Consider the following 14,111-nt stretch of genomic DNA (forward strand, 5'->3'; position numbering starts at 1 on the left):
CGCCGAGCGACAGCAAGCCTCGGGCGAAACGCGCCGCGAGATCGCGAAGGCGTGTCTGCGAGTTGAAGTGGGAATTGGAGAACGCCGACTGTGCACCTTGCTCCGTCATTGCGAGCGCCACACCCGCGCTCTCGTGCCCCGGACGCAGCGCAGCGGCCCGGCCGATGCGAAGCATCGTCCGGGGTGGTGCGCTGCAGAGCCGGGGCCCATCCTTCAGAGAGTGCGGCCTGCTGGGTCCCGGCTCTGCGCAGCAGCGCAAGAGCGCTGCAGCGCGTCCGGGACACGAGCGCGAGTTACGCAGCCGCCTTCTGCCGCGCGACCATGGCCTCGCCAAAGGCTTCGAACAGCTTGCGGTTGATGGGATTGTGCTGGGGATCGTATTCGGCGTGCCATTGCACGCCGAGCGCAAAGGCCGGAGCTTCCGCGATGCGGATCGCCTCGATGGTACCGTCCTCGGCGACGCCCTCGATCAGCACGCGCTTGCCGGGCTCCAATATGCCCTGCCCGTGCAGCGAATTGACCCGGATCTTCTCGCAGCCGAGCAGTCGTGCGAACGCCCCGCCCGGCGTCAGGTCGACGTCATGACGGTCGGCGAACACCACCGTCGGATCGGGGTGGATCTCGCCGTTCTCGAGCCGGGGCATGCGATGGTTCATGCGACCGGGAATCTCGCGGATTTCAGGATGCAGCGAGCCACCGAAGGCGACGTTCATCTCCTGGAGGCCGCGGCAGATGCCGAACAGCGGCACCCCGCGGGCGACACAGGCGACCGAAAGCGCCAGCGCGACCTCGTCGCGATGGATGTCGTACGGCTCGTGCCGCTCGCACGGGTCGACATTGAAGCGGGTCGGATGGACATTGGCGCGGGCGCCGGTGAGCACGATCCCGTCGACCACGTCGAGCAGCGCGCCGATATCGGTGATGTCGGGGGAGCCCGCGAACATCACCGGCAAGCCGCCGGAAACCTCGGCCACCGCGCGCAAATTGCGCTCGCCGACCATCTGGACCTGAAATCGATTTTCGACGCGATGGGAATTCCCGATCACGCCGACGACCGGCTTTCTCATCTGCCGTTCCGCGCCTCTCCGAAAGAAGATTCCCCAAACATGCCTCTCGAATGGAACAAATTCAACAGAAGGGTACGCGGGACGGCAATGCTATTTTCGCGCAAATGCCTCCCGGGCCTCGCCTCCGGCAGGCAGGCCGGCGGCCTCCAATGCGGTCGCCGCCGCATCGCCCGGCGCGGCCAGCCAGGGCAGTTTCGCCTCGATTCCGCGCGTCACGGGGTTTCCCAGCACCCCGCCGAAATCAATCGGCCAAAACCCGTTGGGCACGATTTCGACCGTGAGCCCCCGGAGCGCGTAGCCCTCGCCTAGAACCGCCTCGGCATGGTCGGCAGCGACAAGCCGTGCGGTCTTGGGATCATTGGGATCGCCAAGGCTTACGAGCACGGGAATGAGGTCTGCCTGCACCGGGACGACGCCGGTCTGACGCTGGATATCGTTGAACGAGACGCGGTTGCCGCGCGCGGCGCCATAGGCGCGGAGCGCGACATAGTTGATGTCGTCGAAGTCCAGCTTGGCGTCCTGCCGGTGCGCCAGCAACGCCACCAGATTCCCGCCTTTGCCGCGATTTTGGCCGAGATCGACGAACACCGCCTCCCCGCGCGTCGTGGTGCGGCCGCCGCGGTTATAGTTGCGGTCGGGCACGACCGCCAGAATGCCGGACCCGGTCTTGATCCCGTCGGGGGTCGTCACCTCGACCGTGAGGCGAAATTTGTGGCCCGGCCGGTTGATCCGGATCTGGTCGCCGACCACGAGCACGGCCAGCAGCCCGAGCAGACCGGCCCATTTGCTGATGAAGCTCAAACCGCCCCCATTGTTCTGTCCTCACCGCTCTGCACCGCCGCCGCGCCGGCGTCAAACCAGCGCGTAGACGCGGTCTTGATCACGGGCGCGTTTGTCGAGAGAGTGCGGCGCGCACCGCGCTGAAAAGGACCCGATGTGACCATTCCCAAAGATGAACGCTCCCCCACCCGTGGCGACCTCGCTCGAGATCAGGCTTGGGCGATCTCGGTCGGCGGCATCGGTGTGGTGCTGTTCACCGCGCTGCTCGCCTTCACCTGGTATTTTGCCGCCACGGTGCTGCTGATCTTCACCGGCATGCTGCTCGGTCTCGGCCTCAACGCGCTGACGATCGCGCTCGGCCGCCGCGTGCCCCTGCCGCATGCGGTGCGGCTCGCGATCGTCTGCATCACGCTCGCTTTGATGCTCGTCGGCATCGCCTATCTCGGCGGCGCCACCATTGCCGAGCAGGCGTCGTTGCTGAGCAAGACCCTGAAGTCGCAGCTCGCCAATGTCAGGTCCTTCCTCGACAGCCACGGCATCGACACCAGCTTCTTCGATCTCGGCAACGGTGCCGCCGACACCGCGAGCACGGCGTCCTCGGAGGCGGCGCCCGCACCGGCAGCGCCCTCGCGCGGCCCCTTGCCGAGCGCCGGCGCGCTGGCCTCCAGCGGCGGCGCGATCGTGAGCCAGACCTTCAAGGTGCTGCTCGGCACCATCCACGGTGTCGGCAACATCTTCATCGTGCTGTTCCTGGGCTTCGCCTTCGCCGCTCAGCCCGCCGCCTATCATGACGGCCTGCTGTACCTGGCGCCGGCCAGGCATCGCACCCGCGTCACTCTCATCATCGACCGCATCAGCGAGACGCTGGAGCGCTGGCTGATCGCCCAGATCATCGTGATGCTCGCGGTCGGTATGGTGACCTGGATCGGGCTCGCCCTCATCGGCATTCCCGGCGCGTTCATCCTGGGGATTCAGGCCGGCCTGCTCGCCTTCATTCCAACGGTCGGGGCCATCATCGCCGGCGTCATCGTGGTGCTGGCGAGCCTCGCCTCGGGCTGGATCCCGGCGCTGTCGGCCTTCCTGCTCTTCATGGGCGTGCACGCCATGGAGAGCTACGTGCTGACGCCGATCCTGCAGCGGCAGGCGCTGGACATCCCGCCGGCCACGCTGTTCGCGTTCCAGATCGTGCTCGGCGTCGTGTTCGGAATCTGGGGCTTGGCGCTGGCGCTGCCCCTGGTCGCCATCGCCAAGGTGATGATCGACCATTTCAAGACGTATGAGACGCCGGCTCTGGCGGAGGCGGCCTAGCGGCCTGATGCCGATCAGGTCGTCAGCACGGTCTCGGTGTGCTCGACCTCCGGAGGCGAGGCAAAATACTGGCCGACGAGACCGCGCCATTCGGTGAAATTCTCCGAGCCGCGGAAATCGACGGTGTGGTTCTCCAGCGTCGCCCATTTCACCATCAGCCGGTAGCGCTGCGGCTTCTCGATCGATTTGTGCAGCTCGAAGCCGTGAAAGCCCTTGGAGCGGCCGAAAGCGGCCTTGGCCTTGGCGACGGCGGCTTCAAAGTCCTTCTCGCTGCCCGGCTTGACGTCGATTTGCGCAATCTCGGTGATCATCGGTTTCCACCCGTTTTTGTTCGATGGGCCTGTCTAGCGCAGCCAACGGCAAAGAAAAAGGCGCCGAAACGGCGCCCTGGTCGGCTCAAAAATGCAGGTCTCTCAGACCAGCAGCAGGACCGTGCCCGCCACGATGAGGGCGCAGCCGACGAACAGCGCGAGCGGCCAGGTACTGCGGCGGCTTTGCGTGTAGCGCCCCTGCGCGCGGCGTTCGTTGATCAGAGCGCTCTCATATTCGTCCGCAGTCGAGAACAGACAGGCGAAACCGCTGCGGGCCGAGGCCGCGGCGGCTTCGAGCGACATCAGGGCGGCTTGCGGGTTCTGTCGACGGATCGATTCCATGACCGCAATGGTAGGGATCGAATGGTAAACAGAGCATTACCGCGGATGCCGCCTTGCGTCTCAGGCGGTGGCCGGCCGCACCTGCTGCGCGCCGATCCGCGCGGCGCTCTGTCGGCGCCAGTTCTCCAGCGACAACGGCAGCTCCTCCGCGGCCTCGACGCGGTTACGGCCGCCGCGCTTGGCCTGGTAGAGCGCGGTATCTGCCGAGGCCAGCAGCACCTCGAGCTCGGTGCCGGCCGGACCGCCGGCGACGCCGATGCTGACGGTGGTGTCGACCGGGCCCTCGTCGACCACGACGCCGGAGGTCTCGAACGCCTCGCGTACACGCTCGGCGACCAGGACGCCCTCCTCCAGCGAACACGGCAGGAGCGCTGCGAATTCCTCGCCGCCGATGCGGCCCGACAGGTCGGTGATGCGCAAATTGCTGACGACGACGGTCGAGAACAGCTTCAGCATCTCGTCGCCGGCGGGATGGCCGAAGCGGTCGTTGATCGACTTGAAGTGGTCGATGTCGAAGATCATCACGGTGACGGGACGCCCCGCCTTAGCCTCGCGATCGATCACGCGCGAACAGGCCTCGGAGAAACCGCGCCGGTTCAGCATGCCGGTCAGCGGATCGGTCGACGCGGCGGTCCGGTGCGCGGTCACCGTGCGCTCGGACACCAGCATGAAGATCACGAACACGGTGCCGACGGCATAGAGGATGAGCTCGACGGCGAACACGGTGACCCAGATGCTCGACGAGAATCCGGCATCGTGAGGACGCAGGAAGCTGCCGATCAGGATCGGCAGCATCAGCACGCAGCCATGCATCACCGGCATCACGAAGGCCGGCCAGCGCCGTTGCAGGCTCTTGCGCCGTTCGGTCCAGAGTTCGCTGGCGGTCAGCGCCGCATAGACCGAGACGATGCCGGCCCCGGCGATCATGCGCAGCATGGACGCCTCGGGATCGAGCAGCGTGACGGCGGCGACCCAGGCAATCGCGCCGAGCACGAGACCGGGCCAGTTCGGCTTGCGGCCGTGGAAAACGCGCGCCGCGTTCCACACCATGCCGCAGGCGACGAAGCCGACGGCATTTAACGCCAGATAGAGATGCGGCCCCAGCCTGTCGCCGGCCGCGGTCCACAGCGCGACGGAGGCGGCACCGAGCAGATAGGCGGTCCCCCACCATTTCAATGCAGGACTGTCTTCCTGCCTGCCGAAAAACACCATCATGGCGCCGAGCAGTGCGGCAACCATGGTGGCGACCAAATAGAGCGTGATGCTATCGAGCGACATCATGTCGGCCCCCTTAAGCCATAGCAGTTACGCGATCGGTACATCCGATTTGCGCGCCCTTCCGAAGGCGACGCTATGTCCGGCGGGTTCCATTCAGGTTTTCGCGCGAGCCCAATTTTTCCGGAAACACGCCATCAATTTGCGTACAAACGAACAGCAAAAAGGGCGCTGAAATCAGCGCCCTTTTGCATCTCATTGAAGCCGCTTTCGCGGCGAATGCGACAAAAGCGATTAACGCTTCGAGAACTGGAAGGACCGGCGGGCCTTGGCCTTGCCGTACTTCTTGCGCTCGACCACGCGCGAGTCGCGGGTCAGGAAGCCGCCCTTCTTCAGCACGGAGCGCAGCTCCGGCTCGAAGTAAGTGAGCGCCTTGGAGATGCCGTGACGAACCGCACCGGCCTGGCCGGACAGACCGCCGCCGGCGACCGTGCAGATCACGTCGTACTGGCCGGAACGCGCGGCCACCGAGAACGGCTGCTCGATCATCATGCGCAGCACGGGACGGGCGAAATAGACCTCGACCTCGCGCGAATTGACGGTGACCTTGCCGGCGCCCGGCTTGATCCACACGCGGGCGACCGCGTCCTTGCGCTTGCCGGTGGCATAGGCGCGGTTGAACTTGTCGACCTTCTTCTCGTGCTTGGGCGCGTCGGGCGAGGCCGCCGTCTTGAGCTGCGAGAGCTGGTCGAGCGACTGGATGGATTCGGCCATGTTATGCGGCCCTCGTGTTCTTGCGGTTCAACTTGGCGATATCGACCTTCTCGGGCTGCTGCGCCTCGTGCGGATGATCGGCGCCGCCGTAGACACGGAGGTTGCCCATCTGCACGCGACCGAGCGGGCCACGCGGGATCATGCGCTCGACGGCCTTCTCGAGCACGCGCTCGGGATGCTTGCCCTCGAGGATCTGGCGCGCGGTGCGCTCCTTGACGTGGCCGACATAGCCGGTGTGCTTGTAATAGGTCTTCTGCTCGCGCTTGCGACCGGTGAGGACCGCATGCTGCGCGTTGATGATGATGACGTTGTCGCCGCAATCAACGTGCGGAGTGTAGGTCGGGAGGTGCTTGCCGCGCAGGCGCATGGCAACGATGGTGGCGAGGCGGCCGACGACCAGACCCTTGGCGTCGATCAGCACCCACTTCTTCGTCACCTCAGCCGGCTTTGCCGAAAAGGTTTTCATGTCAGAGTTTCCGTGGACGGGAGCATCGGCGCGAACACCGCACCGGACTGCGCGGGTTTCTAGAGAAGAGACGCGCAACGGTCAATGCCAGGCGACACAAATTAATCCTGAAATATCAATTACTTAAAAATATGGTGCGATATTACCTGCAAAAACCTCAAACAGTTGGAATGGAATAGGTCGAGGTGACGTGAGCGATTGGATCGGGCGAGGTGCCGGACAGCAGCTTGACCTCCCCCACCGCCAGGCGCTTGCCGAGCTTGAGCAACCGCGCCTCCGCCAGCACGTCCTGGCCGGGCTGGCCCTTGCGCAGGAAATTGATGTTGAGATTGGTGGTCACCGCGAGCCCGACCGGCCCGATCGCGGACAGCAGCACCACGTACATCGCGAAATCGGCCAACGCCATCAGCGTCGGGCCGGAGACGGTTCCGCCGGGCCGCAGCATCTTCTCGCTGAAACGCTGCCGCAGGAGGCAGGTCTGGCCGTCCGCGCTTTCGATCGTGATGTCGTCGCCGCTGAACGCCTGGGGAAATTCGACGCGGAGGAACTGCTCGACATCCGCCACGCTCATTTTCGCTAACGCCATGCTGTTCCCCACCCTCGCTTCGCTTGCCCTGTTACATTAAGTTATCTGCGTCATTCAAATGCAATAATCCAACGGAAACGCTTCGATGTCCGCCCAGGCCGCCCGCGCCCCCTCCCCGCAACCACCGATCCTGCTGCGCGAGACCAAAGGCTCCATCGCGGTCCTGACGCTGAACCGCCCGGCTGCCCGCAACAGCCTGTCGGCAGCGATGATCGCGAGCCTGCATGCCGAGCTCAACGACATCGGCAGCGACAAGGCCGTCCGCGGCGTCGTGATCGCAGCCAACGGCCCGGCTTTCTCCGCCGGCCACGACATGAAGGAACTCACCGCGCGCCGCACTGACCCGGATCGGGGCCGCGCCTTCTTCGCCGAGATGATGACCGCCTGCAGCGCGATGATGCAGGCCATCGTGCATCTGCCCAAGCCCGTGGTGGCGTCCGTTCAGGGCATCGCGACCGCCGCCGGCTGCCAGCTCGTGGCAAGCTGCGACCTCGCCATCGCATCCGAAGCCGCAAGCTTCGCCACGCCCGGCGTCGACATCGGCCTGTTCTGCTCAACGCCGATGGTGGCGCTGTCGCGCAATGTCCCGCGCAAGCAGGCCATGGAGATGCTGTTGACGGGCGAGCCGATCCCCGCAACGCGTGCTCGCGAGATCGGGCTCATCAACCGCGTGGTTGCCGCCGGCAATGAGCGCTCCGCCGCGATCGAGCTCGCGCAACAGGTCGCGCTGAAATCCGCCTACACCGTCAAGCTCGGCAAGGAGGCGTTCTACCGCCAGGCCGAGATGAGCCTTGCGGAGGCCTATCGCTATGCCGCAGAGGTGATGACCGAAAACATGATGGCGCGCGACGCCGAGGAAGGCATCGGCGCCTTCATCGAGAAGCGCACGCCGACATGGCGGGATGAGTGACAACAAGAAAAGACGACAAATGAACCACGACGCCTATCCCGACAATTACATCCGCGGCATCCTCAACTCCGTGAAATCGATCGCGATGGTCGGCGCTTCGCCGGTCAACGTGCGGCCAAGCTATTTCGCGTTCAAATATCTGGCGCAGCGCGGCTACGACATGATCCCGGTCAATCCCGGCCATGTCGGCAAGGAGCTGCTCGGCAAGCCTTTCGTCGCGTCCCTGTCGGATATCGACCGTCCCATCGACATGATCGACATCTTTCGCAACTCCAGCCACATCATGCCCGTGGTCGAAGAAGCGCTGACGCTCGATCCGCTGCCGAAGGTGATCTGGATGCAGCTCGGCGCGCGCGATGACGCCGCGGCGGCGAGAGCGGAATCGGTCGGCATCAAGGTGGTGATGAACCGCTGCCCCAAGATCGAGTATGGCCGCCTGTCCTCCGAGATCTCCTGGATGGGCGTGAATTCGCGCACGCTCAGTTCCAAGCGCGCGCCGGCACCGACACAAGGCATGCGGCTATCCCTCAATCGGATGAGCGTCGGCGGCGGCGATACCGCGGCCTCCGATCGCGCCGCCAAAAACAAGAGCGAGCAAAGCTGACGCAATCGCGAACGATTCTTTTCGCGAACGCGACAATGCGTAGCAAGATCGTTCCCAAATGGTCTTGATGTGAAGCGGCGCCTTGACGGCGAGCGCGGCGCCCATCAGCATCCGCGCGATTTTCAGGCCAAGAGAACAGGACGCCCTCAATGAGCGATCGCCTTCCGGGATTTTCGACCCTCGCCGTGCATGCCGGTGCACAGCCCGACCCCACCACCGGTGCGCGCGCGACCCCGATTTATCAAACCACCTCGTTCGTCTTCAACGATGCCGACCACGCCGCCTCGCTGTTCGGCCTGCAGGCGTTCGGCAACATCTATACACGCATCGGCAATCCGACCAATGCGGTGCTGGAGGAACGCGTCGCAGCCCTCGAAGGCGGCACCGCCGCGCTTGCGGTCGCCTCGGGCCATGCCGCGCAGGTCGTGGTGCTGCAGCAGCTGCTCCAGCCCGGCGACGAGTTCATCGCCGCAAGAAAACTCTATGGCGGCTCGATCAACCAGTTCACCCATGCGTTCAAGAGCTTTGGCTGGAACGTGGTGTGGGCCGATCCCGATGACATCGCGAGCTTCGAGCGCGCGGTGACGCCGCGCACCAAGGCGATCTTCATCGAGTCGATCGCCAACCCTGCCGGCAGCATCACCGACATCGAGGCGATCTCGACGGTGGCGCGCAAGGCGGGCGTGCCGCTGATCGTCGACAACACGCTGGCCTCGCCCTATTTGATCCGCCCGATCGACCACGGCGCCGACATCGTCGTGCACTCGCTGACGAAATTCCTGGGCGGCCACGGCAATTCGCTCGGCGGCATCATCGTCGATGCCGGAACCTTCGACTGGTCCACCGGCGGCAAATATCCGATGCTGTCGGAGCCGCGCCCCGAATATCACGGCATCCGCTTGCAGGAGACCTTTGGCAATTTCGCCTTCGCGATCGCCTGCCGCGTGCTGGGCCTGCGCGATCTCGGCCCAGCGCTGTCGCCCTTCAACGCCTTCATGATCCTGACCGGCATCGAGACGCTGCCGCTGCGCATGCAGAAGCACTGCGACAATGCGAAAGCGGTCGCCGAATTCCTCGCCGGCCATCCGGCGGTGGCCTCGGTGAACTATGCGGGCCTTGCGAGCGACAAATACAACCAGCTCGCACGCAAATACGCGCCGAAGGGCGCGGGCGCCGTGTTCACTTTCAGCCTGAAGGGCGGCTATGACGCCGGCGTCAACCTGGTGTCGAAGCTGCAGCTGTTCTCGCACCTCGCCAATGTCGGCGACACCCGTTCGCTGGTGATCCACCCGGCCTCGACCACGCACAGCCAGCTCGACGACGCCGCCAAGGTGAAGTCCGGTGCCGGCCCCGACGTGGTGCGGCTCTCGATCGGCATCGAGGACAAGGAAGATCTGATCGCGGATCTAGAGCAGGCGTTGGGGGCGTAGGTTCCTCTCGTAGCCCGGATGGAGCGAAGCGCAATCCGGGCTACGGGAGTCCGTTGCTCACGCTCGCCGCGGAATGACGGGCGCATTGGCGCCCGTCGGTTAACGATCATTAACCATATCTGCCGCATACATCGTGGTTGGATCGCCCCTTGATTCGGAGCCGACGATGCTGCGCTGGATGGTGCCTGCCCTTGCCGCGATGCTGACGGTCTCGAGCGCGATCGCCGCTGACTTGTCCTCGACGCCGAAGCGGCGGGCCGCCGCGCAGCAAGAGCCGCCCAAGGTTTGGGTCGAAACCGATCCGGATGCGCTGATCTCGCCGGCCTATGGCGTCGGTAGCTACATCCGCAACCTGCCGGGCACACCGCTCCTGCCGGGCTCGCACACGCTGCCGGGCTATTACGGCCGGCCCTGGAGCTACGACTATCAGGGCGCGTATTACGGCGGGAAGCAGGTCGATTATTTCTGGCGGCTTCCGTACGCCTGCGGCATCTACGGCTACTGCTGACGATCAGCCGGCCCGGCTGACCAGAACCGCGCGCGGCTGCGCCTGCGCAGACTGGCGCGACGCGAGCCGTTCCACCTGCATCACCGCAAGCGTCAGCACGGCGATCGCGACCGCCTGATGCGACAGCGCGAGATCGATCGGCACCTGGTTGAGCAGCGTGAGGATGCCGAGCACCGCCTGCAAGCTGATCGCGGCGAACAGCCAAAGCGCGCCGTTAGCAGCGGCGCCAGCGCGCGAGCGAACCGCGTCGATGGCGTGCAGCAGCGCCAGCACGAACAGCGCATAGGCGGTCATGCGGTGCTCGAACTGCACCGTCAGGACGTTGTCGAACATGTTGCGCCACCACGGCGTCTCGAACCACAGCCGCTCGGCCGAAGGAATGAACGCGCCGTCGATCTGCGGCCAGGTGTTGTAGGCGCGACCAGCGCGCAGGCCCGCGACCAGCGCGCCGAAATAGATCTGCACCAGCGTCACGACCAGCAGCAGCGCGCTCGTGAAGCGCAGCCGCGCCGGGGCTGCGATCTGCGGCCGCTCCTTGAGCCGCCGCACCGTCCAGACGATGCCGGCGAAGATCAGGAGCGCGAGCAAGAGATGCGTCGCCAGCCGATATTGCGACACCTCGACCCGTTCCGTCAGGCCCGAGGCGACCATCCACCAGCCCACTGCGCCCTGCAGGCCGCCAAGCGCGAACAGCAGCCAGAGCCTGCGCTTCAACTCACCGGAGAGACCGCCACGCCAGAGGAAGAACAGGAACGGCAGGAGATAGGCGACGCCGATGAAGCGGCCGAGCAAACGGTGGCTCCATTCCCACCAGAAGATCTCCTTGAACTCCGACAGGCTCATGCCGGCATTGAGCTCGCGATATTGCGGGATCTTCTTGTAGGCCTCGAACGCCTCGGTCCACTGCGCCTCCGACAGCGGCGGCACACTGCCCGTGACGGGCTTCCATTCGACGATGGACAGGCCGGATTCCGTCAGCCGCGTCGCGCCGCCCACCAGCACCATCAACGCAATCAGCGCGGCGACGGAGATCAGCCACCAGCGCACGGCGCGATGCGGATTGATTGGAACGGATTTCGTCGTCATTTAAGAGGCTAAAAACCAGGGCTTGAACCGGATTGTGTGCCCCTTATAGTCCCCCGCTCCTGCAGCGCAAGTTACGCGAAAGCCGCCCACAGTCCGCCATGAATATCCGCACCCGCAAGTTCCTCGGCGCCATCCTGCTCCTGGTGCTGGCCACGGTCTGGGCCCTGCTCGGCATGGCCGCGGCGCAGATGCCCTGGATTGCCGAATCCGGCTGGCGGCAGGCGATCTATTACGTCGTCGTCGGCATGGGCTGGGTGCTGCCGGCGATGCCGATCGTGAGCTGGATGCAGCGTCCCGATCGCGTCAAGTCTGGCCGCTAGCGCCGCCGGTCGGTTTCACCGGCGCAAAGGAAACGCCCGACACCAGCACGCGCAAGATGCGGAGCGAGCGCACGCGGCCGTCCCACGAGATCCGCGGCAGCGCGCGCAGATTGGTGCGCCCCTCGGCATCCACAATGCCCGGGATCGTCGACACCGCGCCGGTAAACCCCGCCTCCTCCGCCATCACGACGTGGCTGCGCCGGAACGAGGTGCGGTCGCCGAACGGGAAGGCGAAATGCGTGACATCGCGGCGGAACGCCGATTCCGCAACGGCCTTGCCCATCGTCATCTCGCGCAGCGCCGCACCATCCTTCATGTTGGCGAGCACGGGATAGTTCACGGTCGCGCTGCCGATCGTGACGAGCGGATCGGCGGCAAGCTTCGCCAGGTCCTCCCAGTCCATCGACGCCTGTCGCGAGAGTGCGGCCAGATCGATGCGGTAACGCGTGCAGAGATCGGCGATCGCCGCCGCCAGATCCGCCGGCGCCAGCGAGCGCAGCCAGCCTTCGAGATGCGAAAACAGCGCCTGCTTCTCGGCGGTATCCGTGACGACGAAGCGCTGCTCCTTGTCGCCCATCATCAGGCTGATGCGGCTCTCGCGCGCGATCACCTGCTCGAGGCCGAGCCACCAGGCCTCGCCGACGCCGTCGGGAAACGCGGTGGGCACGTAGACCGTGAACGGAACGGCGTGGCGCGCCAGCACCGGATAGGCGAACTCGATGAGATCCTTGGCAGCGCCGTCGAAGGTGAGCGCCACGAAACGCCGCTGCTCCGGCAACGTCACCGCGCGCCGGCAGACCTCGTCCATGCCGAGAAAATCGTAACTCCAGCGCTTCAGCGCACGAATGGCGCGATCGAGGAATTGCGGCGTGATCTCCTGCGCGCGCAGCGGCTGAAACCCGCCGCGCCGCCGCGGCCGCACATGTTCAAAGCGCAGGATGGCGCCGGCACCGCGACTGCCCAATGCGGCCCGGCCGGTGAACCAGGCAAGCTCGAGGCGCAACCGTTCCAGCCATCTGTCGTCGGATGCCAAGATTCCACCCCTCACGCCCCGAAGGTGCCCGTTCCCGCTCCCATTGTCCTTACCCTTTGTTGACATTTCTTTGCAAAGGTCGGCCACAGGCCGATTGGCGCCACTTTCTGATTTCTCGACAGGTTTCGCGGATGACCATGGCTGCGGCGATGCAAAGCCGGACGGCAGAAGCGCCAGCGCGGTCGAAAGCGAGCCGTATCGCGCATGTCGACATCGTCACCGACCTCGACGCCACTGAGGCGGTCTGGCGCGGCTTCGAGGAGCCCGGCCATCTCTTCACGCCCTATCAACGGTTCGACCTGCTGAGCCCCTGGCAACGACTGGTCGGCGAGCGCGAGGGCGCGCGCCCCTGCGTCGTGATCGGCCGCGCTGCAGATCACCGGCCGCTGCTGCTGCTGCCGCTCTCGCTCCGCCAGAGCCACGGCGTACGCACGGCCGCTTTCATGGGCGGCAAGCATACGACGTTCAACATGGGCCTGTGGGACGTCGCGTGCGCCACCCAGACCAACGCCGCCGATCTCGAGGCGCTGCTTGCGCCGCTCCGCGAGCACATCGACGTGCTCGCGCTGACGCAGCAGCCGCTGCGCTGGCACGACCAGCAGAACCCGTTCGCGCTGCTGCCGCGACAGAGCGCCATCAACGGCTGCCCGCAACTGGTGATGGAGCCGGGCGGGCCGCCGGCATCGCGGATCAGCAATTCCTTTCGCCGCCGCCTCAAGAGCAAGGAAAAGAAGCTCCAGGGCCTTGCCGGCTATCGCTATCACCTGGCCACGTCCGACGCAGACATCACCCGCCTGCTCGACTGGTTCTTCCGCGTCAAGCCGGCGCGGATGGCGGAGCAGAAGCTGCCGAACGTCTTCGCCGAGCCCGGCGTCGAGCAGTTCGTCCGCAGCGCCTGCCTGGCGTCGCGCGGCGAAGGCCGCGTCATCGACATCCATGCGCTCGAATGCGACGAGGAGGTGATCGCGATCTTCGCCGGCGTCGCCGACGGCCAGCGCTTTTCGATGATGTTCAACACCTACACGATGTCCGAGCACGCCCGCTACAGCCCCGGCCTGATCCTGATGCGCTACATCATCGATCGCTACGGCGAGCGCGGCTACCGCTCGCTCGACCTCGGCATCGGCACGGACGATTACAAGCGGATGTTCTGCAAGGACGACGAAGAGATCTTTGACAGCTTCGTTCCGCTGACCTCGCGCGGACGACTCGCGGCGATGGCGATGTCCTCGCTCAGCCACGGCAAGCGGCTGGTGAAGCAGAACCAGATGCTGTTCGATTTGGCGCGGCGCGTGCGGCAGGCGTTCGGGTAGTTCCTTGCGCTTCAGCAACCCCCTTCCCTTCTCCCCTTGCGGGAGAAGGTGGCGCGAA

General features: G+C 65.4%; 17 protein-coding genes. 7 read left to right on the plus strand and 10 right to left on the minus strand.

Translation table 11 applies throughout. The annotated features are described in order from the left end of the window. Window positions 1-293 precede the first annotated feature (293 nt). Window positions 294-1,067 (minus strand): gamma-glutamyl-gamma-aminobutyrate hydrolase family protein, encoded by a 774-nt coding sequence (locus SE92_RS05420; RefSeq protein ID WP_063194808.1) that lies wholly within the window; start codon window positions 1,065-1,067, stop codon window positions 294-296. A gap of 90 nt (window positions 1,068-1,157) precedes the next feature. Continuing rightward, window positions 1,158-1,817 carry a hypothetical protein gene (locus SE92_RS05425; protein ID WP_245324458.1) on the minus strand — a complete coding sequence of 220 codons (660 nt, stop codon included), beginning with the start codon at window positions 1,815-1,817 and terminating at the stop codon, window positions 1,158-1,160. Between the two features lie 186 nt (window positions 1,818-2,003). Between SE92_RS05425 and SE92_RS05430 the strand changes: the two genes are divergently transcribed. After that, window positions 2,004-3,155 (plus strand): AI-2E family transporter, encoded by a 1,152-nt coding sequence (locus SE92_RS05430; RefSeq protein ID WP_063194810.1) that lies wholly within the window; start codon window positions 2,004-2,006, stop codon window positions 3,153-3,155. 14 nt (window positions 3,156-3,169) lie between these two features. Here SE92_RS05430 and SE92_RS05435 read toward each other — a convergent pair whose 3' ends face one another. From SE92_RS05435 to SE92_RS05460, 6 genes are all read right to left on the minus strand, one after another. Further along, entirely contained in the window at window positions 3,170-3,466 is a 297-nt protein-coding gene (locus tag SE92_RS05435) for an antibiotic biosynthesis monooxygenase family protein (protein ID WP_035673823.1), read from the minus strand. 102 nt (window positions 3,467-3,568) lie between these two features. Then, window positions 3,569-3,808: a hypothetical protein gene (locus tag SE92_RS05440; protein ID WP_063194811.1), complete on the minus strand. Its 240-nt coding sequence runs from the start codon at window positions 3,806-3,808 to the stop codon at window positions 3,569-3,571. Between the two features lie 60 nt (window positions 3,809-3,868). Next, entirely contained in the window at window positions 3,869-5,089 is a 1,221-nt protein-coding gene (locus SE92_RS05445; protein WP_063194812.1) for a GGDEF domain-containing protein, read from the minus strand. Between the two features lie 228 nt (window positions 5,090-5,317). Then, window positions 5,318-5,797, minus strand: a complete 480-nt coding sequence (gene rpsI, locus SE92_RS05450) for a 30S ribosomal protein S9 (RefSeq protein WP_063194813.1) — start codon at window positions 5,795-5,797, stop codon at window positions 5,318-5,320. A gap of 1 nt (window position 5,798) precedes the next feature. Continuing rightward, a complete protein-coding gene (gene rplM, locus SE92_RS05455; RefSeq protein WP_063194814.1) occupies window positions 5,799-6,263 on the minus strand; it encodes a 50S ribosomal protein L13 in 465 nt (154 codons plus the stop codon). A 157-nt stretch (window positions 6,264-6,420) separates the two neighbouring features. Then, complete coding sequence (locus SE92_RS05460) at window positions 6,421-6,849, minus strand: PaaI family thioesterase (RefSeq protein ID WP_063194815.1); 429 nt, start codon at window positions 6,847-6,849, stop codon at window positions 6,421-6,423. Window positions 6,850-6,934: 85 nt separating this feature from the next. Here SE92_RS05460 and SE92_RS05465 point away from each other — a divergent pair, with 85 nt between their 5' ends. From SE92_RS05465 to SE92_RS05480, 4 genes are all read left to right on the plus strand, one after another. Beyond that, window positions 6,935-7,759, plus strand: a complete 825-nt coding sequence (locus tag SE92_RS05465; RefSeq protein WP_063194816.1) for an enoyl-CoA hydratase — start codon at window positions 6,935-6,937, stop codon at window positions 7,757-7,759. 19 nt (window positions 7,760-7,778) lie between these two features. Then, window positions 7,779-8,363 (plus strand): CoA-binding protein, encoded by a 585-nt coding sequence (locus SE92_RS05470; protein ID WP_063194817.1) that lies wholly within the window; start codon window positions 7,779-7,781, stop codon window positions 8,361-8,363. Between the two features lie 149 nt (window positions 8,364-8,512). Then, on the plus strand, window positions 8,513-9,793 hold the full coding sequence (locus SE92_RS05475; RefSeq protein ID WP_063194818.1) for an O-acetylhomoserine aminocarboxypropyltransferase: 1,281 nt from the start codon (window positions 8,513-8,515) through the stop codon (window positions 9,791-9,793). A gap of 166 nt (window positions 9,794-9,959) precedes the next feature. Further along, on the plus strand, window positions 9,960-10,301 hold the full coding sequence (locus SE92_RS05480) for a hypothetical protein (RefSeq protein ID WP_063194819.1): 342 nt from the start codon (window positions 9,960-9,962) through the stop codon (window positions 10,299-10,301). 3 nt (window positions 10,302-10,304) lie between these two features. Here the strand turns inward: SE92_RS05480 and SE92_RS05485 are convergent, their stop codons facing one another. After that, on the minus strand, window positions 10,305-11,387 hold the full coding sequence (locus SE92_RS05485; RefSeq protein ID WP_063194820.1) for a COX15/CtaA family protein: 1,083 nt from the start codon (window positions 11,385-11,387) through the stop codon (window positions 10,305-10,307). Window positions 11,388-11,485: 98 nt separating this feature from the next. Between SE92_RS05485 and SE92_RS05490 the strand changes: the two genes are divergently transcribed. Then, on the plus strand, window positions 11,486-11,707 hold the full coding sequence (locus tag SE92_RS05490) for a DUF2842 domain-containing protein (RefSeq protein WP_063194821.1): 222 nt from the start codon (window positions 11,486-11,488) through the stop codon (window positions 11,705-11,707). Here the strand turns inward: SE92_RS05490 and SE92_RS05495 are convergent. Next, a complete protein-coding gene (locus SE92_RS05495; protein WP_063194822.1) occupies window positions 11,691-12,740 on the minus strand; it encodes a polysaccharide deacetylase family protein in 1,050 nt (349 codons plus the stop codon). The genes SE92_RS05490 and SE92_RS05495 overlap by 17 nt on opposite strands. A gap of 131 nt (window positions 12,741-12,871) precedes the next feature. Here SE92_RS05495 and SE92_RS05500 point away from each other — a divergent pair, with 131 nt between their 5' ends. Then, window positions 12,872-14,053, plus strand: coding sequence for a GNAT family N-acetyltransferase (locus SE92_RS05500; RefSeq protein ID WP_063194823.1), 1,182 nt, complete (start codon window positions 12,872-12,874; stop codon window positions 14,051-14,053). Window positions 14,054-14,111 lie beyond the last annotated feature (58 nt).

Source organism: Bradyrhizobium sp. AT1, from assembly GCF_001590795.1.
In the GTDB taxonomy this organism is placed as follows: domain Bacteria; phylum Pseudomonadota; class Alphaproteobacteria; order Rhizobiales; family Xanthobacteraceae; genus Bradyrhizobium.